This window comes from Pseudomonas sp. NPDC096917 (genome assembly GCF_044762555.1).
In the GTDB taxonomy this organism is placed as follows: Bacteria; Pseudomonadota; Gammaproteobacteria; order Pseudomonadales; family Pseudomonadaceae; genus Aquipseudomonas.
In genome coordinates this window covers 19,693-46,282 of record NZ_JBIWEO010000017.1, presented here as the reverse complement: position 1 = coordinate 46,282, position 26,590 = coordinate 19,693, and the positions used below count along the sequence as shown (strand labels likewise).

General features: G+C 57.5%; 22 protein-coding genes. 15 read left to right on the top strand and 7 right to left on the bottom strand.

The window, feature by feature from the left end; genetic code table 11:
* Window positions 1–10 precede the first annotated feature (10 nt).
* The 4 genes from speA to ACIQYF_RS18840 all read right to left on the bottom strand — a co-directional run bounded on the left by speA (window position 11) and on the right by ACIQYF_RS18840 (window position 4,423).
* On the bottom strand, window positions 11–1,927 hold the full coding sequence (gene speA, locus ACIQYF_RS18855; RefSeq protein WP_402864851.1) for an arginine decarboxylase: 1,917 nt from the start codon (window positions 1,925–1,927) through the stop codon (window positions 11–13).
* Between the two features lie 195 nt (window positions 1,928–2,122).
* The gene (locus ACIQYF_RS18850) at window positions 2,123–2,494 is read right to left on the bottom strand and encodes a translation initiation factor Sui1 (RefSeq protein WP_048366499.1); all 372 of its coding nucleotides are present in this window, start codon (window positions 2,492–2,494) and stop codon (window positions 2,123–2,125) included.
* A 312-nt stretch (window positions 2,495–2,806) separates the two neighbouring features.
* Window positions 2,807–3,349 (bottom strand): NUDIX hydrolase, encoded by a 543-nt coding sequence (locus tag ACIQYF_RS18845; protein ID WP_402864848.1) that lies wholly within the window; start codon window positions 3,347–3,349, stop codon window positions 2,807–2,809.
* Window positions 3,350–3,352: 3 nt separating this feature from the next.
* Complete coding sequence (locus ACIQYF_RS18840) at window positions 3,353–4,423, bottom strand: DUF2333 family protein (RefSeq protein ID WP_402864846.1); 1,071 nt, start codon at window positions 4,421–4,423, stop codon at window positions 3,353–3,355.
* Between the two features lie 339 nt (window positions 4,424–4,762).
* Between ACIQYF_RS18840 and ACIQYF_RS18835 the strand changes: the two genes are divergently transcribed.
* The 15 genes from ACIQYF_RS18835 (at window position 4,763) to ACIQYF_RS18765 (ending at window position 24,099) form a co-directional block, all read left to right on the top strand.
* Complete coding sequence (locus ACIQYF_RS18835; protein ID WP_402864844.1) at window positions 4,763–6,415, top strand: diguanylate cyclase; 1,653 nt, start codon at window positions 4,763–4,765, stop codon at window positions 6,413–6,415.
* Window positions 6,318–8,447 carry a methyl-accepting chemotaxis protein gene (locus ACIQYF_RS18830; RefSeq protein WP_402864842.1) on the top strand — a complete coding sequence of 710 codons (2,130 nt, stop codon included), beginning with the start codon at window positions 6,318–6,320 and terminating at the stop codon, window positions 8,445–8,447. Before ACIQYF_RS18835 ends, ACIQYF_RS18830 begins: the two co-directional genes overlap by 98 nt.
* A 111-nt stretch (window positions 8,448–8,558) precedes the next feature.
* On the top strand, window positions 8,559–9,080 hold the full coding sequence (locus tag ACIQYF_RS18825) for a hypothetical protein (protein ID WP_402864840.1): 522 nt from the start codon (window positions 8,559–8,561) through the stop codon (window positions 9,078–9,080).
* Window positions 9,081–9,228: 148 nt separating this feature from the next.
* Complete coding sequence (locus tag ACIQYF_RS18820; protein WP_402864838.1) at window positions 9,229–11,007, top strand: protein-disulfide reductase DsbD; 1,779 nt, start codon at window positions 9,229–9,231, stop codon at window positions 11,005–11,007.
* A gap of 130 nt (window positions 11,008–11,137) precedes the next feature.
* Window positions 11,138–11,593: a type II 3-dehydroquinate dehydratase gene (gene aroQ, locus ACIQYF_RS18815; RefSeq protein ID WP_003439222.1), complete on the top strand. Its 456-nt coding sequence runs from the start codon at window positions 11,138–11,140 to the stop codon at window positions 11,591–11,593.
* 25 nt (window positions 11,594–11,618) lie between these two features.
* Window positions 11,619–12,080 carry an acetyl-CoA carboxylase biotin carboxyl carrier protein gene (gene accB / locus ACIQYF_RS18810; protein ID WP_402864835.1) on the top strand — a complete coding sequence of 154 codons (462 nt, stop codon included), beginning with the start codon at window positions 11,619–11,621 and terminating at the stop codon, window positions 12,078–12,080.
* Window positions 12,081–12,097: 17 nt separating this feature from the next.
* Window positions 12,098–13,456 carry an acetyl-CoA carboxylase biotin carboxylase subunit gene (gene accC / locus ACIQYF_RS18805; RefSeq protein ID WP_402864833.1) on the top strand — a complete coding sequence of 453 codons (1,359 nt, stop codon included), beginning with the start codon at window positions 12,098–12,100 and terminating at the stop codon, window positions 13,454–13,456.
* A 202-nt stretch (window positions 13,457–13,658) separates the two neighbouring features.
* On the top strand, window positions 13,659–14,537 hold the full coding sequence (gene prmA, locus ACIQYF_RS18800; RefSeq protein WP_402864831.1) for a 50S ribosomal protein L11 methyltransferase: 879 nt from the start codon (window positions 13,659–13,661) through the stop codon (window positions 14,535–14,537).
* A 30-nt stretch (window positions 14,538–14,567) separates the two neighbouring features.
* Entirely contained in the window at window positions 14,568–15,836 is a 1,269-nt protein-coding gene (locus ACIQYF_RS18795; protein ID WP_402864829.1) for a DUF3426 domain-containing protein, read from the top strand.
* Window positions 15,837–16,053: 217 nt separating this feature from the next.
* A complete protein-coding gene (dusB, locus tag ACIQYF_RS18790) occupies window positions 16,054–17,067 on the top strand; it encodes a tRNA dihydrouridine synthase DusB (protein WP_402864827.1) in 1,014 nt (337 codons plus the stop codon).
* Entirely contained in the window at window positions 17,064–17,384 is a 321-nt protein-coding gene (fis, locus tag ACIQYF_RS18785; RefSeq protein WP_019408796.1) for a DNA-binding transcriptional regulator Fis, read from the top strand. Before dusB ends, fis begins: the two co-directional genes overlap by 4 nt.
* A gap of 81 nt (window positions 17,385–17,465) precedes the next feature.
* Entirely contained in the window at window positions 17,466–19,073 is a 1,608-nt protein-coding gene (gene purH / locus ACIQYF_RS18780) for a bifunctional phosphoribosylaminoimidazolecarboxamide formyltransferase/IMP cyclohydrolase (protein ID WP_402864824.1), read from the top strand.
* A 169-nt stretch (window positions 19,074–19,242) separates the two neighbouring features.
* Window positions 19,243–20,541: a phosphoribosylamine--glycine ligase gene (gene purD, locus ACIQYF_RS18775; RefSeq protein ID WP_402864823.1), complete on the top strand. Its 1,299-nt coding sequence runs from the start codon at window positions 19,243–19,245 to the stop codon at window positions 20,539–20,541.
* Window positions 20,542–20,643: 102 nt separating this feature from the next.
* Window positions 20,644–23,421: a response regulator gene (locus ACIQYF_RS18770; protein ID WP_402864821.1), complete on the top strand. Its 2,778-nt coding sequence runs from the start codon at window positions 20,644–20,646 to the stop codon at window positions 23,419–23,421.
* An 84-nt stretch (window positions 23,422–23,505) separates the two neighbouring features.
* Window positions 23,506–24,099: a MarC family protein gene (locus tag ACIQYF_RS18765; RefSeq protein WP_402864961.1), complete on the top strand. Its 594-nt coding sequence runs from the start codon at window positions 23,506–23,508 to the stop codon at window positions 24,097–24,099.
* 57 nt (window positions 24,100–24,156) lie between these two features.
* Here the strand turns inward: ACIQYF_RS18765 and ACIQYF_RS18760 are convergent, their stop codons facing one another.
* Genes ACIQYF_RS18760 through ACIQYF_RS18750 form a run of 3 tightly spaced genes read right to left on the bottom strand, consistent with a single transcriptional unit; the run spans window position 24,157 to window position 26,348 of the window.
* Entirely contained in the window at window positions 24,157–24,771 is a 615-nt protein-coding gene (locus ACIQYF_RS18760; RefSeq protein ID WP_402864819.1) for a hypothetical protein, read from the bottom strand.
* 7 nt (window positions 24,772–24,778) lie between these two features.
* Window positions 24,779–25,522, bottom strand: a complete 744-nt coding sequence (locus ACIQYF_RS18755) for a hypothetical protein (RefSeq protein ID WP_402864817.1) — start codon at window positions 25,520–25,522, stop codon at window positions 24,779–24,781.
* Window positions 25,523–25,550: 28 nt separating this feature from the next.
* Window positions 25,551–26,348 (bottom strand): hypothetical protein, encoded by a 798-nt coding sequence (locus tag ACIQYF_RS18750; RefSeq protein ID WP_402864815.1) that lies wholly within the window; start codon window positions 26,346–26,348, stop codon window positions 25,551–25,553.
* Window positions 26,349–26,590 lie beyond the last annotated feature (242 nt).

Genomic DNA, 26,590 nt, shown 5'->3' with positions numbered 1-26,590 from the left:
TATCGGGCAATCAGTGGCTCGACAAGTACGACGAACGCGTCAGGCCCAGACGCAGTGCGTCCAGATACTGCGTGCGCTCTTTAACCGTCAGCTTGGCGCTGGCCACTTTGTCGCGGTAGTGAGTCATCAACTCCTCCGGCGACAAGTGCACGTAACGCAGCATGTCTTCGATGGTGTCGTGGGTCTCGATACCCGCGTGGTACACGCTGCCATCGGCGTTCTGGTAGATGTTCACCGAGTCGGTATCACCGAACAGGTTGTGCATGTCCCCCAGAATTTCCTGGTAGGCGCCCACCAGGAAGATGCCCAGCAGGTAGTCTTCACCTTCGTTGAGACCGTGAACCGGCAAGCTGGTCTCGATGCTCTGCTCGTCGACGTATTGCTTGATCTTGCCATCGGAGTCGCAGGTCAGGTCTTGCAATACGGCACGGCGCAGCGGCTCTTCATCCAGACGGTGCAGCGGCAGGATCGGCAATACCTGGCCAATCGCCCAGGTGTCGGGCAGGCTCTGGAATACCGAGAAGTTGCAGATGTACTTGTCGGCCAGCTTGTCGTTGAGTTCGTCCAGCACTTGGCGGTGCGAACGCTGACGCGCTTTCAACGAGTTGTGCAGGCGGCGGCACACGGCAAAGTAGCATTGCTCGGCCAGGGCTTTTTCCGACAAGGTGATTTTGCCGTCAGCGTACTGGGTGGCCACGTCGCTCATGTAGTGCGTAGCGCGCCAGTAGGTTTCGGTGACCATTTCAATGTCGGTCGGGCCCAGCAGGTCCACCAGCCATTGCACGGTCTCTGGCAGGCTTTCCTTGTTTTCGATCTCTGGCACGTCGTCGTTGTGTTTCTCGACGTCGGTCACTTGCACCACCAGCATGGCGTGGTGCGCGGTCAGGGAGCGGCCGCTTTCCGAGAAGATGTGCGGGTGCGGCAGGCCTTGTGCGTCGCAGAACTCTTTGAGCATGCCGACCACAACACCGGCGTAATCGTCCATGTCGTAGTTGATCGAGCTGGCGTTGCGCGAGTGAGTGCCGTCGTAGTCAACGCCCAGACCACCGCCGACGTCGATGTGGTCAACCGGCAGGCCGAGGTTACGCAGTTCGCCGTAGTAGCGAATCGCTTCTTTGAAGCCGTGCTGATAATCCGCCAGGTTGGCGATCTGGGAGCCCATGTGGAAGTGCAACAGGCGAATGCCCTGATCAAGTCCGGCATCGCGGAAGCGCTCAACCACTGACAGCAATTGCGCAGCCGACAAACCGAACTTGGATTTTTCGCCGCCGGTGTCAGCCCATTTGCTCGACGCCAACGACGACAGGCGCACGCGCAGGCCTACCTGTGGCTTGACCTTGAGCGAGGCCGCCTCTTCGATCACCAGGTCCACTTCGGACTCTTTCTCGATCACGATAAACACGTTGTGGCCCAACTTCTGGCCCATCAAGGCCAGGCGAATGAACTCACGGTCCTTGTAACCGTTGCAGACGATGGTGCCGCCTTTCGGGGCCAGCGCCAGCACGGCCAGCAGCTCAGGCTTGGAGCCGGCTTCAAGGCCGATCGACACGTCTTGGGTGGCGATGATGTTCTCGATCACCGCTTCTTGCTGGTTCACCTTGATCGGGTAGAGCGCGGTGTACTTGCTCTGGTATTCCAGGCGCTCGATGTTGGCGTCGAAAGCGCCGGTCAGTTGGCGTACACGATCCTGCAAAATATCTGGAAAACGCACCAGCAATGGCAAGGACAAGCCACTTTTGCGCAGTTCGTCGACTTGCTCGTACAGATCGATGGGCGAGCTGTTCGGGCCGTTCGGACGGACTTCTACGCGACCGGCTTCATTGATCGCGAAATACCCGGCCCCCCAATGGCGAATCCCGTAAACACTGCGGCTGTCCGCAACTGTCCATTGGCTGCCATCGTCTTTGCGTGTGCGTCGTACGGACATCGAAGTCCCCTATATATAAGTCAAATAGCCCAACCTGAAAGCAGGCAGGCGCAGTCTAAAGAGTGAAAGTGACGTTTAGTCTGCACAGGGGTAGACCCTGACAACGGCGCCGAGTTTAGAAACCCGCGATAACAGGCTCTGTGAAAACCATGGCGAGCGACAAAACACGCCCAGCGGTGGTTTTCACAGAGGCTGCTAGCCGCCGGATTTCTTGGCTTTGAACCCGTGCTTGACCAGCTCTGCCAGCAGCAGTTCGACGTGGTCGCCCTGGATCTCGATGATGCCGTCTTTCAACGCACCGCCCGTGCCACAGCGTTTTTTCAACGTGGTGGCCAGTTCTTTGAGTGCGTCTTCGGCTAATGGCACGCCCGTAATGGTCGTGACCGTCTTGCCGCCACGGCCTTTGCTTTCGCGACGCACGCGGGCAATGCCATCACCGGCAGGGATCAGGGTTTGTTTGCAGGTACAGGCGTCTACTGGCTGGCGACAGTCTGGACAGTGACGACCTGCGTCGGTGGAAAATACCAGGCCACCCAAGGCGGCGAAGGATGCGGCTTTTTTGGCCACCGGCAATCCTCATATGGAGGACAAAAAATTGGCCGGTGCATGACGCTGATGCGCCAAGGTGTACCGACCGCGAAGCCCCACTCTGGCAGGGGCAGCGCAACTCAAGCGGGAAAAGCGCCTGAGCCTGAAAAAGGTCGCGCAGTGTAACGACAAAATCGCCGCCGCCCAATAGCCAATCGGCGCAAAAAATCATCTAAATTCTGCGGCAAACCCTGTAGCCGGTGCCGAAGACTGCGATAAGGGCCGCAGGACCTTCGCTTTCATTTTTAAAGGCGGGGCTGTTACGCAACCCGCCGCAACCTTCGGCAGCGGTTACAAGGTTTGTCTTTGCGCCAGATACCGCTTCAGGGCAGCCAGTGAATCGGGGCAGAAATCCTGGTGTTCACTCAAGCGCAACGCCTCATCCACGGGCATAAACAGTGCTTGCTGCACTTCTTCGGGCTGCACGGTTAGCGGGCCATCCCACACGCCGGAAAATACCCCACACCACAGGTGGTTTTGCGGGCCTTCGAAGTAAAACCGCTCATGAGCGGTCAATGGGATGCCGCTCACACCCAGCTCTTCTGCCAGTTCACGGGCCGCCGACTGGGCATAGGTTTCGTTGGCACCGACCATACCGCCCGCCGCCACGTCCCAAAACCCGGGGTACAGCGCTTTGCTCAAGGTGCGTTGGTGCACGCACAGTTCACCGGCTGAATTGAACAACAGAATAAAAGTGCCGCGCCCGATCAGAGCTTGTTCACGCAGCTCATGCCGGGGCAATGCCCCGAGCACGCGGTCATCGCGATCGACCCAGACCACCTGTTCGACATCTGAGGCCGCACGGTGTGCCGCCTCAAGCGCTGAAATAGCCATCACTTACCCTTGCGACAGCAATTGGCGAAGGTCCATGACTGCAGCGTTAGCCCGGGAAATGTAGTTGGCCATGACCAGCGAGTGGTTTGCCAGCACACCGTAGCCGCTGCCATTGAGGATCATCGGGCTCCATACCGGCTCCTGAGCAGCCTCCAGCTCACGAATGATCTGACGCACGCTCACCGTGGCGTTCTTTTTAGCCAGGACATCCGCGAAGTCGACTTCGATGGCGCGCAGCAAGTGCGACAACGCCCACGCCTGTCCACGGGCTTCGTAGAACACGTTGTCGATCTGCATCCATGGGGTTTCTACGACTTCTTCGTCCACAACCGGCACTTGCCCCGGTTGCAGGCTTTCAGTCTTCAGCGTGGTGTTGAGTTTGACCCGGCCCACGCTGGCCGACAGACGTTGCGACAGCGAACCCAAGCGTGTGCCCACATCGCCCAACCAGTTGTTCAGGTTGTCGGCACGGGCGTAGAACAAGGCGTTTTTCTGATTCGGGTCGGACAAGCGCGCCTGATAACGGCTCAGGGAGTTGATGCCTTCCTGGTACTCAGACTCACTGGACGGTAGCATCCAGCTCTTGTTATCGAAGTTGAAACGCGGCTCGGCCTTGGCCAGATCAGCGTCTTCAGCCGATTGCGACTGCGAGCGGGCGAAATCTTTGCGCAGGGCGCGGGTCAGGTCACGCACCTGAACCAGCACGCCGTACTCCCAGCTCGGAATGTTGTCCAGAAACACGCCCGGCGGGAAGCGATCGTTAGACAGGTAACCCCCCGGTTTGTTGAGCAACGTACCGGCCACGGTTTTCAAGGTTTCGACCGTGGTGAAGCCCGGCACCATTTGCTGGCCGCTTTTCTCGGCCGCCAACTGGGCATTCTGCTGCACCGGGAACAAGTCCGGCTCCTGACTCCAGTACCAGCCCAGCCCCAGACACACCACGGCATAAATGCCGACCAGTACAGCAATGGAACGGCTCAACAGGATACTTTTGAAATAGCCACGCGGCTTTGCATGAGTGTCCTTGACCGACTCGCGGGCACTGTCGCCCTCACGTTTTTTCCAGTCCAGCATGGCTATATCCTTTCAGATGCTTGATTCAACAGTTCGACCGCAACCCTAACTCATCGTGCCTTGCGTGCACGATTTTAAATCGAGGCCAGGGCCTGTACTCAATGTTTTCGAGCGAAGGTCAGATTGCGTACAGAACGTAAGCTGTGCTGCGAAATGCAGGGTCATATACAAGCGGCACTATAGAACATGCTCGCCGCCACGCCTACGAACGGGCAGACGATGGCTGTTTTTGACGTGTGCGCGTTAATTTCGTGCCGGTAGAGGTTCTATTTGAAATTGAGGTGCTAGCATAGAGCCACCACTCGACCTCAGCATGCCCACTTACCCAGTAGCCAGGATATGACCGAGCAAGAAGACCCCAGCCACGAGCGCCTAAAGCACCACTTCGCCCAGCGCGTTACTCATCAGGCCCGTCAAATTCTTGAGATTTGGCAGCGTTTGCAAACTCAGGAATGGTCCCCCTCAGGACTCGCTGAATTTAGCGAAGCCAACCTGCGCCTGCTGCGTTTTGCCGAACGTTTCGAGCAGCCCGAACACACCGAACTGGCGCGAGCCACCGAGGCGCTGTTGCAGCAGGTGGTCATCAATCGTGGCCGACTCAGCAGCGCGTTGATCAGCGACCTCAACCGCTTGATGCAACGCCTGTCGCGCACCGGCCTGCGCCACGGCGATCAACTGACACAGACTGCGTTGCCAGCGCTGCGCAAGCCGGTCTACATCCTGCTGCAAGACCTTGAGCGGGCGGAGCGCCTGGGGATGCAACTGGAGTTTTTCGAACTCAACGCCGTGGTATTCGCCAGCCCTGCGGCCTTTCGTAACGCCATGGCCGAGCGCCATCCGGCCGCCATCGTGATAGACGTTGATTTCGCCGGCGTCGGCCAAGGCTTGGCACTGGCTGGAGAAGCCCAAATCGGCCTTGAACATAAACTGCCCTTGTTGTTTTTCAGCCAGCATGAAACTGACACACCGACCCGGCTGGCCGCCGTGCGCGCAGGTGGCCAAGCGTTCCTGACCGGCACACTCGAAGTCTCCAGCCTAATGGAAAAAATCGAGGTGCTGACCTGCGTGGCGCAATACGAGCCGTACAAGGTGCTGATCATTGATGACTCGCGGTCGCAAGCGCTGTACACCGAGCGCCTGCTCAACACCGCGGGGATCATCACTCGCTCGCTGACCGACCCGATTCAGACAATGGCCGAACTGGCTGAATTCCAGCCGGACCTGATCATCCTCGACATGTACATGCCCGCCTGTACCGGCACGGAACTGGCCAAGGTGATTCGCCACAATGAGCGCTACGTCAGCGTGCCAATCATCTATCTGTCGGCCGAGGACGACATGGACAAGCAGCTCGACGCCATGAGCGAAGGCGGCGATGACTTCTTGACCAAGCCGATCAAGCCGCGCCATCTGATTACGACCGTGCGTAACCGCGCTGCCCGCGCCCGCAACCTAAAAGCCCGCATGGTGCGCGACAGCCTGACCGGGCTGTACAACCACACGCATATTCTGCAATTGCTCGAAGACTGTACGTATCGCGCCCGCCGCGAAAATTGCCCGCTGAGTTTTGCGATGCTCGACCTCGACCATTTCAAGCGCGTGAACGACTGTTACGGCCACCCTATGGGCGACCGGGTGATTAAAAGTCTGGCGCTGTTTCTCAAACAGCGCCTGCGCAAAACCGACTTTATTGGCCGTTACGGCGGTGAAGAATTTGCGATTGTTATGCCCGACACCGATCAAGAATCAGCCTACGCAGTGCTCAATTTAATTCGCGAGCGCTTCGCGGAGATTCACTACCCCGCGCAACCCTTCGACCTGAGCTGTTCGTTCAGCGCCGGAGTGGTAGAGCTCAAAGGAGAAGCCGACAGCCTGTTAATGGCCGCCCAGGCCGATGAAGCGCTGTACTGCGCCAAGAAAAACGGGCGCAATCAGGTCCAGCGCTTTGAACAGCTTAGGCAAATTGCCACTATTTCATCCGAGCCCGCTTAGTTCGTCACACCGCTGTAACCTAAGTGCAATAACTTCAGCCGCTTCTCACTGCGTAGTAGGCAGAATCCATATGCGTCTGAAGCTGCTAACCAACCTCAACACACTGTTGCTGGTCGCCGTGTGTCTGGCACTAGGCACAACGTTATGGTGGTCACAACAGGCGCTGGAACGGCCCTACCTGTTGATGGAGCGCTACCTGAGCCTCTCGCAACACTTTCAGAACCAGGTCGCACGCAACATTGAAGACTACCTGGCCAGCGGCGACGCGGTGCGCCTGAGCGAGGCCAACAGCGCCCTCGACGCACTCAAGACCGAATTGAATCCGTTGCCGACCGCGCTGGCCAACGCGCTACGCCCCAGCCTTGAAAACCTGAGCACCTTCAGCAACACCGAACTGCTGGCGGCCGGAAAATTGGCGGGCGACCCGCAAGCCTTGCTGCTGCAAGCCGAACGCGAGCTGGCGGCCAGCATTGAGCAACTCAACCAATACGCCAGCGACGCCAGCGCCCCTGAAGCGACGCAGTATTTAGCGCCGCTGCTCAATGCCTCCCTGCACTTGGCCACACTGTCGCTCAACCGCGACAAACTGGTCAGCAGCGGGCGCAGTGAACTGGCCGGTGACGTTGAGCGCGAGCTCGCCAGCATCCAGGCTCAAGCGCAGCAGATCGACGCCCTGCCCTTGCTCGGCGTCAGCAGCAAAAGCACCTCGGGCAACGACGACTTCGCAGCGCTGATGGGCCTTGATGCCACTCAAGCCGCGCATACAGAAGATGCTGGGATCAACCTCAAACGTGAGTTGAGCAGCCTGCTGGCCCGTTACCCGGCTGAACTCAAACGCACCCAGGCACAAATCGAACAACGCGCCCAACTCAGCGCCACCACTCACCTCAAGCTCGGCGCGGTACAACACGCCATCGCCGAACTGGAGCCCGTGGTGCGCGCCGAACACGGGCAGATTCAAGACGAAGTGCGCTTGATTCAAGTCTTGATGATCGGCTTGATCCTGCTGATTGCGCTGTTGATCGACACCTTGCAACGCCAGTTGGCGCGGGTGCTGACGTATTTGGCGCCGTTGCTGTCGACCTGGGCCGAAGGCGACTTCAGCCGCGATATTCAACTGGGTAAAACCAATCGCGAGCTGCATGACATCGAGGCGTCGCTCAATCGCCTGCGCGCTTATCTGGTGAACCTGGTGGGCACCATTCGCCTCAACGCCGAGCAAGTCGCGGGCAGCAGCCTGACCCTGGCCCAACTGAGTACCGACCTGCACGGCGGCGCGCAGCGTCAGGCCGGGGACACCGGCCAGATTCGCGATGCACTGGGCGAGTTGGAGGCAACCATTTCGCAGGTCGCGGGCGATGCCAGCCAGGCCGCCGATGCCAGTCGCAGTGCCGGCGCCGCTGTTGCTCAAGGTCAGCGCGTCATTGGCCATAGCCTTACCGGGCTGCACGCACTGGTCGGTGAAGTACAAGGCAACGCACAGACCGTCGAGCGGCTGGCCGAAGAGTCAGCCACCATTGGCGGCGTGCTGACGGTGATTCGCTCCATCGCCGATCAAACCAACCTGCTGGCGCTCAACGCCGCCATCGAAGCCGCACGCGCCGGTGAAATGGGCCGCGGCTTTGCCGTCGTCGCGGAAGAAGTGCGTTCTCTGGCACAGCGCACCACGGGGGCGACCCGCGAAATCCAGACCCTGATCGCCGGACTGCAACTGGCAGCCCGCCAATCGGTTGAAGGCATGCGCGCACAAGTGGTGCACGCCCAGGCCACCGCCCAGCAAGCGCAGGACGCCGACGGCGCGCTGGATGAAATTGTCGAAGCGATTACCACCATCTCCGACACCGCTGTGCGTATTGCAGATGTCACCGCCCAACAAAGCGCGGCGGTCAGTGAAATTCGTGGCCACAGCGAACGCATCCACCTGCTGGGCGATGACAACTTGCAACGCATCGGCATTGCTCGCCATCAAAGTCAGCAACTGTTGCAACTGGGCGCAGAACTGAATACGGCGGTGCAAGCATTTCGGGTGTAACCCTGTCACTTCTGACAGTATCCAGACGAAGCGGGAGTGATATTAAATTGATGCCGTACCCAACAGACTCGATAAACGTCTGCGATCAGTACGGCATCCATAGGCGCCCCCATGCGAGCCACAATTTTCATACTGTTTGTTCTCTACTCGCCGTTCGCCGAAAGCGCAACGCTGCAGGTTGAAAATCAGTCGCGTTATATAGCCATTGTTGTTGCGTCATCGGGTGATGCTCTTTGCACGCCCAATAGCCAGGCACTCGCGCCCTGCCTGATTGCGCCCCTTTCGACGAGTGCCTATGAGTTGTCCGATGCACAAGCCTTGAGCGCAACGTTACGCTTTGCCTCATTACCCGACGCCGATAACACCGACATTGTCCGCCTGCAAAAACATGCCTTTAAAAGTGTCAGCGACTTTACTTACCAACCGGTTGGCCCGTTGAAATATGAACAAGTGAGGTGTGAAACACCGTTAAACGAGGGCCTCAGCATTCACATTATTTTGGTTGATGTGATGGATATAACCTGTTCAACCGCCACAGACCGATATGTTTCATGGGTCTACAAACGCAATGACGTTAATTTGAAATTCATTGTTAAAGACCTTCCCGCCAAACAGCGTAAACCCGCCCGCTAAAGGTGGGCGCTGCCACAGACTGCGGTCTTGTGCTCTTTCAAAGATCGCAATCAATCGAACATCTACCGGCTCTTGCAACAGATTTGCGTGTCTGCACACCTCAACCCACTCCGCTATCATGCGCGCAGGTTTTATTAGCGAGATTGTTATGCGCCGTCTGTTTTTTGCCCTATGCCTGCTGTTCGCCGTGCCAGCCATGGGCGCGAGCCTGCTGGACGCCCGCCCCAGCTCAACGCTGGGGGCTATCAATAACAGCGCCGATTTTCTGCCGGTTCGCGAAGCCTTCAAGCTGAATCTGATCGACACCACGCCCGACTCAATCAAGCTGCGGTTCGTGCCAACCGAAGGCTATTACCTCTACAAGCACCGCTTCGCCTTCAAAACCGAACCCGCGGACATCGCTCTGGGTGCAGCCCAACTGCCGCCCGGCGAGCAAAAGCACGATGAGTACTTTGGTGATGTCGAGGTCTATCACGGCATCCTCGATGTCGACATCCCGCGCCCGCCCCATGATCAACGCCCGTTCACTCTGGTGGTCACCTACCAGGGCTGCGCTGACAAAGGCTTGTGCTACCCGCCAGAAACCGAACGCCTGAGCATTGCCGGCGCGCCCGCTTCGCCAGTTGCCGAGAGCGGCAATGCGCCCGCAACGTCCTGGAACTGGCGCGAACTGGCGCTGTTCTTCCTTGCGGGGTTGGGCCTGACGTTTACACCCTGCGTGTTGCCGATGCTGCCGATTTTGTCGGGCGTGGTCTTGCGCGGCCAAGTCGGTGGGTGGCGCGGTTTTAGCCTGTCGCTGGCCTATGTGCTGCCGATGGCCGCCTGTTTTGCGCTGCTGGGGGCGCTGATGGGCATGTTCGGCGCACAACTCAATCTGCAAGCCCGACTGCAGTCAGTATGGGTTCTGGTGCCTTTTGCGCTGTTCTTCGCCATTTTTGCGCTGGCCATGTTTGGCGTGTTCGAGCTGAAGTTGCCACAGGCCATCAGCAATCGACTGGACCGTGTCGCCGGTCGCACCCAAGGCGGCTCGCTGTGGGGCGCGGCGGTACTCGGTGTGGTTTCCAGCTTGCTGGTATCGCCGTGTGTCTCGGCTCCGCTGGCCGGAGCGCTGCTGTATATCAGTGCCAGTGGCGACGCGCTGGGCGGCGGCTTGAAGCTGTTCGCCCTAGGGTTGGGCATGGGCGCGCCGCTGTTGCTGGTCGCCACCGGAGGCGCGGCGTGGCTGCCAAAAAGCGGGCCGTGGCTGGTCATCGTGAAAAACGCCATCGGCGTGCTGCTGCTCGGCCTGGCCATCGGCTTGCTCAGCCGCGTCTTGCCCGGCCCGGCCACGTTGTTGTTGATCGGCTTGCTGGCGGCAGGCGTGAGCCTGTTTCTCGGTACGCTGGAGCTCGCCTACAAAACCCCGCGACAGCGTCTGGCGCAGTTGCTCGGGCTGTTGTTGCTGGTGTATGCACTGGCCTGCTGGTTCGGCGCACTGAGCGGTCAAAGTGATCCGTTCAATCCCATCGGCCATACCCAAGCCGCCAATCCTGCCACCGCCGCCCGCGCGCAAACAGCCGGGCAATGGCAAACCATCAGCACCCCGGCGCAGCTCGACAGCGCGCTGGCCGAAGCCAAGGCGGCCGGCCAGCCGCTATTGCTGGACTGGTATGCCGACTGGTGCATCAGTTGCAAAGTGATCGAGCATGAGGTGCTGAACAACCCGCAGGTACTCGATTTGCTCAAAGGCTATCGGCTGGTGCGCCTGGACTTGACTGCCAGTAATGCCGAACAACGCGCCCTGCTCGATCGCTACCAATTGTTCGGCCCACCGGCGCTGATGCTCTTCGGTAAAAATGGCGAAGAAAAAAGTGACCAACGGGTCATCGGTGAGATCAATGCAGCGGACTTCGCCGAACGTGTCGCCATCGCGAATGACCAGATCTAGAGCCTCGGTCACAAACTTTTCGCGAACATCGGACATCGTGCTGGCTTTTGCAGACAACTGGACACTGATTCAGCTTTTCGGCATAGTCGCCCGGCGTTAACCCTTGCACATAGGAAATAAGGAACAGCAGATGGCGACTTTTCTGGTTCTGCACGGCCCCAACCTGAACCTGCTAGGCACCCGCGAACCGGGCGTCTACGGCGCGACCACCCTGGCGCAAATCAATCAGGATCTGGAGCAGCGAGCCCGCGATGCCGGTCACCATTTGCTCTACCTGCAAAGCAATGCCGAGTATGAATTGATCGACCGAATTCACGCCGCTCGTGATGAAGGCGTGGATTTTATTCTGATCAATCCGGCTGCTTTTACCCACACCAGCGTGGCATTACGTGACGCGCTGCTGGCGGTGAGCATCCCATTCATCGAAGTGCATTTGTCTAACGTGCACAAACGCGAACCTTTCCGCCATCACTCCTACTTCTCCGACGTTGCGGTAGGTGTGATCTGCGGCCTTGGCGCCAGCGGTTATCGACTGGCCTTGGAGGCCGCCCTGGAACAGCTTGAACTACAAGCTAAACGCCCCTGACCGACCCATTGGGAGTTGACGATTCATGGATATCCGTAAAGTTAAGAAACTGATCGAACTGCTGGAAGAGTCCGGCATCGACGAGCTGGAAATTAAAGAAGGCGAAGAGTCCGTACGCATCAGCCGTCACAGCAAAACTCCAGCCCAACAGTTCTACGCACCTGCGCCAATGCAACAGGCGCCGGCTGCTGCTCCAGTGGCTGTAGCACCGGTTGCTACCGTGACCGAAGCACCTGCTGCACCAGCACTGAACGGTTTTGTGGTCAAGTCGCCAATGGTCGGCACTTTCTACCGCACCCCGTCGCCAACCTCCCCTGCCTTCGTTGAAGTGGGCAAGACTGTTAAAGTCGGCGACACCATTTGCATCGTTGAAGCGATGAAAATGATGAACCACATCACCGCCGAGAAAGCCGGTGTAATCGAGTCCATCCTGGTAGAAAACGGTCAGCCGGTTGAATTCGACCAACCGCTGTTCACCATCGTTTGAACCGCGGGGAGCCAACGATGCTGAAGCCTCAGAAGCTGGAAAAAGTCCTGATTGCCAACCGCGGCGAGATTGCCTTGCGCATCCTGCGGGCGTGCAAGGAACTGGGCATCAAGACCGTCGCGGTGTACTCCACTGCTGACAAAGAACTGATGCACCTGGGTCTGGCAGACGAAACCGTCTGCATTGGTCCGGCACCAGCCAACCTGTCTTATCTGCACATCCCGGCCATCATCGCGGCGGCCGAAGTGACTGGCGCCACGGCGATCCACCCAGGCTACGGTTTCTTGGCTGAAAACGCCGATTTCGCCGAACAAGTCGAGAAATCCGGCTTTGCCTTCATCGGCCCGAAAGCTGACACCATCCGCCTGATGGGCGACAAGGTATCGGCCAAGCACGCCATGATCGCTGCTGGCGTTCCGACGGTACCGGGTTCTGACGGCCCGCTGCCAGAAGACGAAGAAACCGCGCTGCGCATTGGCCGCGAAGTCGGCTACCCAGTGATCATCAAAGCCGCTGGCGGCGGCGGTGGTCGTGGCATGCGCGTTGTAAACCGCGAAGAAGACCTGATCGAAGCAGCCAAGCAGACCCGCGAAGAAGCCGGCGCCTGGTTCAGCAACCCGATGGTCTACCTCGAAAAATACCTGACCAACCCACGTCACGTGGAAGTTCAGGTCATTTCCGACGGTCAAGGCAACGCCATCCACCTGGGCGACCGCGACTGCTCGCTGCAACGTCGTCACCAAAAGGTGCTGGAAGAAGCACCGGCACCGGGTATCGATGAGAAGGCTCGCCAAGAAGTACTGGCGCGCTGCGTCAAGGCGTGCGTAGACATCAACTACCGTGGCGCGGGCACCTTCGAGTTCCTGTACGAAAATGGTCGTTTCTACTTCATCGAGATGAACACTCGCGTGCAAGTAGAGCACCCGGTTTCCGAAATGGTCACCGGCATCGACATCGTTAAAGAGATGTTGAGCATCGCCGCGGGTAACAAGCTGTCGTTCACCCAGGCTGACGTGAACATTCACGGTCACTCGCTGGAATGCCGCATCAATGCTGAAGACCCGGCGACGTTCATGCCGAGCCCAGGCCTGGTCAAGCACTTCCACGCCCCGGGCGGCAACGGCGTTCGCGTCGATTCGCACCTGTACAGCGGCTATCGGGTGCCGTCCAACTACGACTCCCTGATCGGCAAGCTGATCACATGGGGCTCGACCCGTGACGAGGCCATGGCCCGCATGCGCAATGCGCTGGACGAAATCGTGGTCGACGGGATCAAAACCAACATCCCGCTGCACCGCGATCTGGTGAATGACGAAGGCTTCTGCGAAGGCGGCGTCAACATTCACTACCTGGAACACAAACTGGCTAACCAATAAGTTTGTTTTCTGATCAACAAAGCCGCTTTCGAGCGGCTTTGTTGTGTCTGGGGTTCACACATCATTTGAAGGAGCGAGCTTGACTCGCGATCTTCGCGCCTACAGATGACGCGCCATAGCAGGGATGCCTAGGCTCGCGTAAACTGGCGCGTTTCTCGCAGCCCTTCTGGTTGCACACTTCTCTTTTTCAAAGGTGCCCGCCATGCCTTGGCTGCAAGTACGCCTCGCCATCAGCCCGGAACAAGCCGAAACCTACGAAGACGCGTTCCTCGAAGTCGGTGCCGTTTCTGTCACGTTTATGGATGCCGAAGACCAACCGATCTTCGAACCCGAACTCAACACCACCCCGCTGTGGTCGCACACCCATTTGCTGGCACTGTTCGAAGGCGGCACCGAAGCTGAACTCGTGCTGTCCCATCTGGAACTGCTGACCGGCTCGCCGCTGCCTGAGCATCACGCCGAAGTCATCGAAGACCAAGACTGGGAACGCAGCTGGATGGACAATTTCGAACCCATGCGTTTTGGCCAGCGCCTGTGGATTGTTCCAAGCTGGCACGCAGCCCCTGAGCCTGAGGCCGTCAACCTGCTGCTCGATCCGGGTCTGGCGTTTGGCACCGGCACGCACCCCACCACCGCGCTGTGCCTGGAATGGCTGGACGGTCAGGACCTCAAAGACTGCAACGTGCTGGACTTCGGCTGCGGCTCGGGCATTTTGGCCATCGCCGCGTTGTTGCTGGGCGCCAAAGAAGCGGTCGGCACCGACATCGACGTGCAAGCACTGGAAGCTTCGCGCGATAACGCCGGGCGCAACAACATCGCTCCCGAGCTATTCCCGCTGTATTTGCCAGAAGACCTGCCCCAGGTTCCAGCCGATGTACTGGTCGCCAATATCCTGGCCGGTCCGCTGGTCTCGCTGGCGCCACAACTGTCGAGCCTGGTCAAGCCAGGTGGCCGTTTGGCACTGTCGGGCATCCTCGCCGAACAAGGCGAAGAGGTTGCCGCAGCCTACGCTCAAGACTTTGATCTGGACCCCATCGCCAATCGCGATGGCTGGGTGCGCATCAGTGGTCGTCGGCGCTAGAATGACCGCCTGCCTAACCCGGATGGCCGCATGAGCGATAGCTTCGTAACACAGTGCCCACATTGCCAAACCAGCTTCCGTGTCAACCATTCTCAACTGAGCATGGCTCGCGGAGTGGTGCGCTGTGGTGCCTGCCTGCAAGTGTTCAATGCCGCACAGCAACTGCTGAATAAAGGCACTGAAAAAGAGCAGTTGCCTGCAACTGTGACACCACTTGTGGCAGAGCCCGAGGTGATCGAGCCGTCTGTCGCGCCCATGTCAGTCCGCCCTGCACACTGGGACTCGGCCGAACTGGACCTCGAACATCTGGATCTGGACGAAGAACTGGCCAAACTTGAGGAGCTGGAAATTCAGCCCAGCAAAAGTTTTGGCCAGCCGCGCAAGAGCAAAGACAGCGCTCTGAGTGCGCGCCGTGACACGTGCGACGCCGAAGAAGGCGAGTGGTCTGACAGCCTGTTCAGCGATTCAGCGGCAGAACGCGCCGAAACGTCGGCCCTGGCCGCAAAGGCCGCAGAACCCGCCATAGAGCAAGACATCGAACCCGCTGCCACAGGGCGCACCGAACCTTCGCTGTCGCTGGACCTCGACGAGCCCGATGACACCCCGCCGCTCAAGTTATCCAAAGAGGATGACGATGAGCTTGGGGAGCGCGTCGAACACCTCTCTGCCATTGATGACAAAGACGACGATGAGCCACTGGCTCCTGCGCCTCTGGTCAAAAACAAACACAAACGCAGCGAACCGGGCGTGCGTGAGGATGTGTTGCTGGATCTGGTAGACGACCCTTTGCACCTGGACTGGCAAAAGCGCCGCACGCCGTGGGGCAAACGCCTGCTCTGGGGGCTGCTGGTACTGCTGGCCGCTGCCGCACTGGCGGGGCAATACATTTCCAATCACTTCGACGAACTGGCCCGCCAGGACCAATATCGACCGATCTTCCAGCAACTGTGCCCGAAAATTGGCTGCACGGTGCCTTCGAAGGTCGATATTGATCGCATCAAAAGCAGCAACCTGGTGGTGCGCAGCCACCCTGAGTTCGCCGGGGCGCTGGTGGTGGATGCAATCCTTTACAACCGCGCTCCGTTTTCCCAGCCCTTCCCCCTGCTGGAGCTACGTTTTGCCGACCTGAACGGAAAAATGATCGCCAGTCGTCGCTTCAAACCCGGCGAATACCTGAGCGGCGACCTGGCCGGCAAGATCGAAATGCCACCACAGACACCGATCCATATTGCCCTCGACATTCTCGACCCGGGACCAAAAGCCGTGAATTACAGCCTGAGCTTTCATTCCCCGGAATGAGCGCGCTGCGCTTTTAGCGGCAAGCCTGGAGCGATAAGTTAGAAGCCAAATGCAGATTTGCTCCGTTTTGCAGCGTATAGCGTGAAGCGTGAATCGGGCTTTGAGCCCCAATTGTTCAAAAATCATCCAATTTCGTCTTTATCCAGTCATCGAGAGCGGGTATCATGCCAACCCTTTTTCGAACTCCCAAGATCCGGCCCCACAACAGGGAAGTCCTATGTCGGCGGTACGCATCGGCCCATATACATTGCACAACGGTTTGATTCTCGCCCCTATGGCGGGAGTCACCGACCAGCCCTTTCGTCAGCTCTGTCGACGGATGGGTGCAGGCCTGGTTGTTTCGGAAATGGTGACCAGTGACATGAGTCTCTGGAACAGTCGCAAATCGCGCCTGCGCATGATTCACGACGGTGATCCCGAGCCCCGCTCGGTTCAGATCGCCGGCGGTGATGCGCAAATGCTGGCAGATGCCGCCAGGGCCAACGTGGAACTGGGCGCACAGATTATTGATATCAACATGGGTTGTCCGGCAAAAAAGGTCTGCAACAAGGCCGCCGGTTCCGCGTTGCTGAAAGACGAAGCATTGGTGAACGAGATCCTGCAGGCCGTTGTGGCTGCGGTTGATGTGCCGGTCACCCTGAAGATCCGGACCGGCTGGGACCGGGACAACAAAAACGGCCTTACGGTGGCAAAAATCGCCGAGCAGGCCGGGATTCAAGCGTTGGCGGTGCACGGTAGAACCCGTGCCGACCTCTACACCGGGGAAGCCGAGTACGACACCATCGCCGCGATCAAGCAGGCGGTGTCGATACCGGTGTTTGCCAACGGCGACATCGATTCACCCCACAAGGCCCGGCACGTGCTCAATGCCACCGGCGCCGATGGACTGTTAATAGGCAGGGCGGCTCAAGGGCGGCCCTGGATTTTCCGCGAAGTTGATCACTTTCTGCGTACCGGCCAGCTGTTGCCGGCACCGGAAATGAGCGAAGTGGAACGTATTCTGCTAGAGCATCTGGCCGCATTGCACACCTTCTATGGGGAGGTATTGGGGGTACGTATTGCCCGCAAGCATGTCGGTTGGTATCTCGCAACCTTGCCGGGCGCCAAGGAGTTCCGCGCCCACTTCAATCGTTTAGAAGATACGGAAGCACAATGCGCCAACGTTCAGGCGTTTTTCGCCGAACGACACAAGAGCCTGGAGACAGGGGACGAAGGATGGGTGGCCGCATGACGATGATGACCGAGACATTAGTGAGTGGAACAACGCCCGTGAGCGACAACGTCAATTTGAAACAGCACCTCAATACGCCAAGCGAAGAAGGTCAGACCCTTCGCGGGAGTGTCGAAAAGGCGCTGCACAACTATTTCGCCCACCTGGAGGGCGCTGAAGTCACGGACGTGTACAACCTGGTGCTTTCCGAAGTCGAGGCCCCTCTGCTCGAGTGCGTCATGAACTACGTCAAGGGCAACCAGACCAAAGCCTCCGAGATGCTGGGACTCAATCGCGGCACCTTGCGCAAAAAACTCAAACAGTACGATCTGCTGTAAGCATTCAATCAAACCTGAAAGGCGTCCTGATAAAACAGGCCGCCTTTTTTGCTGACTCCTTTGCTTTTGATGGAAATCGAGATGACCGATCAGACTACCCGCCTGCCGATCCGCCGCGCTCTAATCAGCGTTTCCGATAAAACCGGAATCCTTGATTTCGCCCGTGAACTGGAAGCCCTCGGCGTCGAGATTCTGTCCACTGGCGGTACGTTCAAGTTGCTGCAAGACAACGGCGTGGCCGCAGTGGAAGTCGCGGACTACACAGGCTTCGCGGAAATGATGGACGGCCGGGTAAAAACCCTGCACCCGAAAATCCACGGCGGCATCCTCGGCCGTCGCGGTATTGACGACGACATCATGAACGAGCACGGCATCAAGCCGATCGACCTGGTAGCCGTTAACCTCTATCCGTTCGAAGCCACCATCAACAAGCCAGGCTGCGACCTGCCGACCGCCATCGAAAACATCGATATCGGCGGCCCGACCATGGTTCGCTCCGCAGCCAAAAACCACAAAGACGTGGCCATCGTGGTCAATACCGGCGATTACGCCAACGTCCTGGAAAACCTCAAGGCCGGCGGCCTGACCTACGCGCAGCGTTTCGACCTGATGCTCAAGGCCTTTGAACACACCGCCGCCTACGACGGCATGATCGCCAACTACATGGGCACCGTGAACCAGACGGCTGAAACCCTCAGCACGCAAGGCCGCAGCCAGTTCCCGCGCACCTTCAACAGCCAGTTCATCAAAGCGCAGGAAATGCGTTACGGCGAGAACCCGCACCAAAGCGCGGCGTTCTATGTCGAAGCCAAGCCTGCCGAAGTCGGCATCGCCACTGCGACCCAGTTGCAAGGCAAAGAGCTGTCGTTCAACAACGTGGCCGACACAGACGCTGCGCTGGAATGCGTGAAGAGCTTCGTTAAACCGGCCTGCGTGATCGTCAAGCACGCCAACCCGTGCGGCGTGGCCGTCAGCCCGGATGCCGAAGGCGGCATCCGTCAGGCTTACGAACTGGCATACGCCACCGACACCGAGTCGGCTTTCGGCGGCATCATCGCCTTCAACCGTGAGCTGGACGCCGAAACCGCCAAGGCCATCGTTGAGCGTCAATTCGTTGAAGTGATCATCGCCCCGTCGGTCAGCGAAGAAGCGCGCGCCATCGTGGCTGCCAAAGCCAACGTGCGCCTGCTGGCTTGCGGCGAGTGGAGCGCAGACCGTGCACCGGCATGGGACTTCAAACGCGTCAATGGCGGCCTGCTGGTGCAGAGCCGTGACATCCAGATGATCGGCAGCGAAGACCTCAAGGTCGTGACCAAACGCGCACCGACCGAGCAAGAGATCAACGACCTGATCTTCGCCTGGAAAGTCGCCAAGTACGTTAAGTCCAACGCCATCGTCTACGCCAAAGGCCGCCAGACCATCGGTGTCGGCGCAGGCCAGATGAGCCGCGTCAACTCAGCCCGCATTGCCGCGATCAAAGCAGAACACGCAGGCTTACAGGTTCAGGGTGCCGTGATGGCATCGGACGCATTCTTCCCGTTCCGTGACGGCATCGACAACGCCGCCAAGGCCGGTATCACCGCTGTGATCCAGCCAGGTGGTTCGATGCGTGACAACGAAGTGATCGCCGCTGCCGACGAAGCGGGTATTGCGATGGTGTTCACCGGCATGCGCCATTTCCGTCACTAATCACTTTTGAGCGCACCGCAACCCTGTAGTCGCGGCCAAAGGCTGCGATGGGATTTACAGGGAACTTGAGGTAACGGGTTGCTTCGCAACCCTTCGCTGCCTACGCCAGCGACTACCCGTTCAGGTTGCGGTGCTCACCAGAATTCAGCGTCATCCGAGGTTTTTTGAAATGAATGTTTTGATCATTGGCAGCGGTGGCCGTGAACACGCACTGGCCTGGAAAGTAGCTCAGGACCCGCGTGTCGCTAAAGTGTTCGTTGCTCCAGGCAACGCTGGCACTGCCATTGAAGCCAAGTGCGAGAACGTCGCTATCGACGTGCTGGCCCTTGAGCAACTGGCCGATTTTGCCGAGAAGAACGTTTCGCTGACCATCGTAGGCCCAGAAGTCCCACTGGTTGCCGGTGTGGTTGATCTGTTCCGCGCACGCGGCCTGGACTGCTTCGGCCCAACCGCTGGCGCCGCCCAGCTGGAAGGCTCGAAAGCGTTCACCAAAGACTTCCTGGCACGCCACAAGATCCCAACCGCCGATTACCAGAACTTCACTGAGATCGAACCGGCCCTGGCTTACCTGCAAAAGGTCGGCGCCCCGATCGTGATCAAGGCCGACGGCCTGGCCGCCGGTAAAGGCGTGATCGTTGCCATGACCCTGGCAGAAGCCGAAGACGCCGTACGCGACATGCTCGCGGGCAATGCATTTGGCGAAGCCGGTTCACGCGTAGTGATCGAAGAGTTCCTCGACGGCGAAGAAGCCAGCTTCATCGTCATGGTCGACGGCAAAAACGTCTTGCCAATGGCTACCAGCCAGGACCACAAACGCGTGGGCGACGCTGACACCGGCCCGAACACTGGCGGCATGGGTGCTTACTCCCCTGCCCCCGTGGTCACTGCCGACGTTCATCAGCGCGTGATGGACCTGGTGATCTGGCCAACCGTGCGCGGCATGGCCGAAGAAGGCAACGTCTACACCGGCTTCCTGTACGCAGGCCTGATGATCGACAAAGCTGGCAACCCGAAAGTGATCGAGTTCAACTGCCGCTTTGGCGACCCCGAAACCCAACCGGTGATGCTGCGTCTGCAGTCGAGCCTGGTATTGCTGGTTGAAGCGGCGCTGGCTCAGGCGCTGGACAAGGTTGAAGCACAGTGGGACCCACGTCCAAGCCTGGGCATTGTTTTGGCAGCAGGCGGCTACCCTGGCGACTACGCTAAAGGGGCTGTCATCCACGGACTGGACGCCGCAGCACAACTGCAAGGCAAAGTCTTCCACGCGGGTACCGCACTGAATGACACTGGCGAAGTCGTGACCGCAGGTGGTCGCGTACTGTGTGCAACGGCAATGGGCGACACCGTTGAAGCGGCACAAAAGCAGGCCTATGCACTGGCCAAAGCCATCGAATGGGATGGCTGCTTCTACCGCAATGATATTGGCTACCGAGCTATTGCACGCGAACGCAGCGAGTCTCAGGAATAAGCAATCCGTATGGATAGGCGGGGGTGGATCAGCCCTTGCCTAACTATTCCAGCGCCGCGCATAGTGACCGCCTCTGGCTTCAAACTACGAAGGGATCTCACCGTGCGCTGGCTTAGGATCGCCATAGGAATCACCGTCACCCTGCTGACGGCTCTGCTCTGTCTGACACCAGCCTATGCTGCGCCAGGCAGTAATTGGTCTGTGCTTTCAGATCCTCAAGGCGACCTGCAACTGAGCGATGTCCGCTCGGCACGGTTCAACAACCAATTCACGCCCATCGAACTTGAGCACATGGTGGCCGCCGAACCCGGCGAGGCCCTGTGGCTGCGATTCCGGTTACAACCCGATAAACATGAGCAGATCCTGCGAGTCTTCGCCCCCGATCTGGCACGTCTGGACTTATATGTACTGGACGACCACAGGCTGATTAGCGAAGTCACTGCCGGCAATACCCTGCCTCAAACCGAGAAACCGCTGTCGAGCAGCGATTACCTGCTGCCTTTGCCTCAGGCCAATCAGCCTGTGGACGTTTATCTGCGCATGGTGTCTGAACACCAGTTGCGCCCACACATTACCCTCAGTACCGCCGTCATGCTCGCCGCCGACCAAGGCATGCCCTTGCTCTATGGGCTGTTGCTCGGCTGCCTGGCAATGCTGGTGCTGCACAACCTGATCCGCTTTACCTTCTCGCGCATGGTCAGCAGCCTGTGGCTTGCGCTCTGCGAAACCTTACTGCTGACCAGCTCGGCACTGTTTTTAAACTTGCTGGGGCCTTGGGTTCCCGAGTGGCACAGCGTGCAAACCCCAGGGGCGTATCTGGCGCTGATACTGACTGCGCCCTGCGGATTGATGTTTGCGCACAGCTTCTTCTCCACACGCGGCCCGCACCCGCTGCACAAACTGTTGCTGATCGACATCCTGATCATCGGCCTGTGCGGCGTGTTGCTGCTGTTCTTCGACAGCCTGCCGCTGAACCTGATGACGTACGCTCTGGTCGCACTGGCAAGCCTGAGCATCCTGTTAGTGTCGGTTTACCACTGGCAACAAGGCTACCGACCGGCCCGCCTGTTTGTGGTGGCGATGGTGATCTTCAACATCGGCACGCTGGTGATCCTGCCGTCCCTGCTGGGCTTGACGCTGATTGCCCCGCAAGAGCTGGTGCTGGCCCTGATGGGCGTGGTGTGTGTCAGCGGTTTGCTGATGAGCGTCGCCTTGAGCGAGCGCACCCGCAGCATCACCGAAGACCAGTTCAGCATCAGCTGCGACCTGGCCGCCAGCAATGCCGAAGTGAATGCCAAAGCCGAATTTCTGGCCAAGATCAGTCATGAGATTCGAACGCCCATGAACGGCGTATTGGGCATGACTGAATTACTGCTCGACACGCCGTTATCTGTCAAACAACGCGATTACGTGCAAACCATCCACAGCGCCGGCAACGAACTGCTGACACTGATTAACGAAATCCTCGACATCTCCAAACTGGAGTCAGGGCAGATCGAACTCGACGACGTGCAGTTCGACCTTAATGCGCTCATTGATGACTGCCTGAGCATCTTCCGCACCAAGGCTGAACAGCAAAACGTCGAACTCATCAGTTTTATCCAGCCGCAAGTGCCACGCGTGATCAGCGGCGACCCCACGCGCTTGCGCCAAACCCTGTTGAGCCTGCTCGAAAGTGCGCTGAAAAAGACCGCCGAGGGCGAAATACTGATCGTGGTCGCCCTGGAAGAACGCAGCAGCCCGCCACGCTTGCGAATTGCCGTTCAGGACTCGGGCCAGCCTATGGACGAGGAAGAACGCGACGCACTGTTGCACGCCGAACTGCACAGCAAAAACTTCCTCGCGGCCACCCGCCTGGGCGGGCATTTGGGGCTGGTGATTGCACGCCAGTTGATCACCCTGATGGGCGGCGAGTTCGGAATCAAGACCGGGCAAACCAAAGGCACCAATTTCTGGCTGACCCTGCCGCTGGACCCGCAACTTCTTGAGCACCCGACCTCGGACCTGGATGGCCCGCTCAAAGGCGCCCGGGTGCTGGTCGTCGATGATAACGACACCTGCCGTAAAGTCCTCGTGCAGCAATGCTCGGCCTGGGGCTTGAATGTCAGCGCCGCCGCCTCCGGCAAAGAAGCACTCGCCTTGCTGCGCACCAAGGCGCACCTGCGTGATTACTTCGACATTGTCTTGCTGGACCAGAACATGCCCGGCATGACCGGCATGCAACTGGCCGCCAAAATCAAAGAAGACCCAAGCCTCAATCACGACATCCTGCTGGTGATGCTCACAGGCATCAGTAACGCGCCAAGCAAGATCATTGCGCGCAATTGCGGTATCAAGCGCATTCTGGCCAAACCCGTAGCGGGCTACACCCTGAAAACCACCCTGGCTGACGAACTGACCCAGCGCAACAACGGGCATGCCGTGCCGCCGCCCTTGGGCAATGGCCCGACGGCACCTATTACCGTGCCCACCAACTTCCGTATTCTGGTGGCCGAGGACAACAACATCTCGACCAAGGTCATTCGCGGCATGTTGAGCAAGCTCAACTTGCACCCGGACACAGCCAGTAACGGTGCCGAAGCCCTGCAAGCCATGAAAACCCAGCGCTACGACCTGGTGCTCATGGATTGTGAAATGCCAGTGATGGATGGTTTCTCAGCCACCGAACAACTGCGCGCCTGGGAAGTGAGCCATCAGCGTGTACGTACACCGGTGGTGGCGCTAACCGCGCACATTTTGACCGAACACAAGGAACGAGCGCGTCAGGCGGGCATGGATGGCCACATGGCCAAACCTGTCGAGCTGTCGCAACTGCGCGAATTGGTCGAGTTTTGGGTTGCACAACGTGAGCTGCGTCAATCCCAGGCTCAACCGTCCTGACTACATTAGCTGGACATACCGACAGACCGCCAAACCCCTGATAGACTTTCGGCGCCCCTTCCTGCGATGTGAGCCCAGACCATGCTGCATGTTTTGTTCAGTGTGTACTTGAAGATGCTGGTGCTCTACAGCCCGTTCTTCGTCCTGTCGTGTTTTATCAGCCTGACACGCGGTTACTCGAACAAGGAGCGTGGCCGTCTGGCGTGGAAGGTAGCGCTGGCAACCGTCATTTCCAGCGTATTGCTGTACCTGTTCGGACGAATGATCTTTAGCGTTTTCGGCATTACGGTAGATGCCTTTCGCATTGGCGCCGGCAGCGTACTGTTCATCTCGGCACTGGGCATGGCCCAAGGCAAGCCAGCCGTGCAAAGTGGCAACGTCCAGCAAGACGTCACCATTGTGCCGCTAACCATCCCTATCACCGTTGGCCCCGGTACTATTGGTGCTTTACTGGTAATGGGCGTCAGCCAGCCCCACTGGGATGACAAGCTAATGGCGATTGTCAGCATCATCCTGGCCAGCTTGACCGTGGGGGTGGTGCTTTATTTATCTAACCGGATTGAACGCATTCTGGGCGAACAAGGTTTGCAGATCGTTAGCCGTTTAATGGGGCTGTTCGTTTGTGCACTGGCTGCGCAGATTATTTTTACCGGGATAAAAGGCTATCTGGTGTCTTGAGCAAACCGGCACAGCCCATGCTTTATAGCCATGGACCGTGCCTTTATTACCCGCTATTTACACATCAAACTCTTGAATCATCGTGCTCGCAAAATCACGGACAATCGTCTGCACTTCATCTTTCAGAGCCGCATAGACAGTCGCATCGAATTTAAAACTGCCCCCCTTCGAATTCAAACGCACAAAAGTGAGTTCCGGATTCTTTTCATGAGGCCTACAACTGAGCTGCAGACCACATACAAAAACCGATATCACCCCCTCCCGTGTCTTTTCGCACGGTGCACACTGACGGTTGGATACAAGCGCCTCAGCGGGAGGATGGGTCAAGTAACCGAGGGCATCACGCTCCAAGTAAAGAGAGTCAAATAGTTCTCCCAAAAGATTAGCCAGACCTTGGGAGTTCTGTACGCCGGCTACCTGCACCTTATAATCACGAACCTGATGAGCATTCGAAATTAATAGCGGTTGGTCGACAATATAGGACTCCATGTCAAAACCAAGTTTAAGCAGGGCATGCTGGTAATTAGACAACCAGGCCCAGGGGCCTGAACCGCGTCCTTTATCGGCCTGAATCTCTGCATAGAGTAAGCAATCTTGAATATCCTGCTTCTCTGCTTCGGACATATCACCCAAAAAGGACGTCACCGTATTGCCAATTTTATGTGCTTTCATAGAATGATCACCGATCATCTTGAGGTATGACTAAAGGCTGACCATCAGTAGATGAGCGCGCCCAAGGCATCACAAACAGCTCTCTTTTACCAGCCAGTTTCTCAACAATCCTTTCACGCAGTGTGGCAAAACGTGGTTCATTCAGCTCATAGGTATAGCCTTGTACACGCAAACCACCTTTAGATTCAACCAACAGTTCCTGAGTTAAATAATCAGCCACCAATGGTGTCCGTGTTGAGAAACTAAACATTAACGTGTGAAATATAGATTCTGCATCTATGATCGCAAACCTCACACACACATTGAACTCATCAGGCACCGGACAATCGGTGCTTGCCGGATGTTCAGTATGAATAAGCGAAGCTGTTTGTTCACGCCAAACAGTCAGCGCTTCCTGGCTGGGCAATGACTTGAGTGCTGCCATTAGTTCAATAAAGCCCTCACTCACACGAGACGTAAACATTCCCGCGCTCTCTGTTGCCACAGCATCAGCAAGCGTCAAGGTTTGAGCACCACTCACTACAACCCTTGGCTGACTCAAACGCACCCAGAACACATTATCCAAAACGCCTTGAACAGCTTCCTCACGTTCAGTTTGTTGCTGTGCTTGTGGATACTTTGCACGGGCACTCAGCTGCGCCAACAACATTGAATTTACGATGTCTTCTTGCTGCTGCGTTGTCACAACGGCACCTGACAAGGGCATCATGAGCAAACCTGCATTAACAAAGACCGTATTAAACTTTTCCATCGCCACTAACTCCTTGCTATCAAGGTGATTAGATGTCGATATTTTCTACTTTACCCATCGCCGACGTCCCTAACTTCTCAGCCACCTTGTCGCGAAGACCGGCATAAAGCTTCCGATTAAGCGTTACACTACTCGCCGCTGCATATAAATTTACTTCGTTACTGCTCCATTCCCAGAAAAGGACTTTACTCACCCGCTTCGCAGAGCTGAACTGCATGCCGGTTTTGATCATGATGACTTCGTCATCGACTGTTGGAAAGCATGGCAGGATCTGGAAGTTACCCGAATCAATACCCTTTGCGGCATTTTCAAACAGGCTGAGCGCCTTGGGAGTCTTGGCCAGCGCACCAAAAACAATACCCACAATTTCCAAGATTGCCTTGTTCGGACCGACGACACTGGCAATGATTTCTAATGCCACCTGATCCATCGTGAACTTTTGCTGCAGATCCGTCACTTTGTGTATCGAGTCGTTGGTTGTTGTCCAACCACAAGCGGTCATGACATCACTAAACAAATGGTATCGCTCAACATGATGAGTGTCTTTGTTCGGATACTTCTTTGCCGCCGCTAACTGGGCGAGTAATACACTGTCCTTCACATCCTGTTTGAGTTGTGGATCCAGCCCCGCGACAAAAGACAACACATTATTACCGATAACTACGGCGCTTTCTAAATTACCCTTGTCAGCATTTAACGGCTGCATCGTTAGCGGCTGCATCTTGAGCGGCAGAGAACGCAGACTCATTGACGGATTTACCACCGGGACATCCAGATCGGCAATAAAATCAATTCGATCATCAACACTTAATTTTTTAAAATCCATATTATTCACCTTCACGGCCATCATGGCACTTTAAGTTTATTGCCTGCCGAATGCAGACATTTAAAACCCTAGCCATGATTACGCGCAGCGTCCAATGTACGCTCAGTAAAAAACAGCAAACATCCAGAAACAAACCAACTTAACCATCACCACATTTTTTCTGCAAAACATCGCCAAAGCCCTTTTAAATCGTCATTTATAAAGGCCCTTATTTATTTCAAAATACATACCCGCCGCCGCAC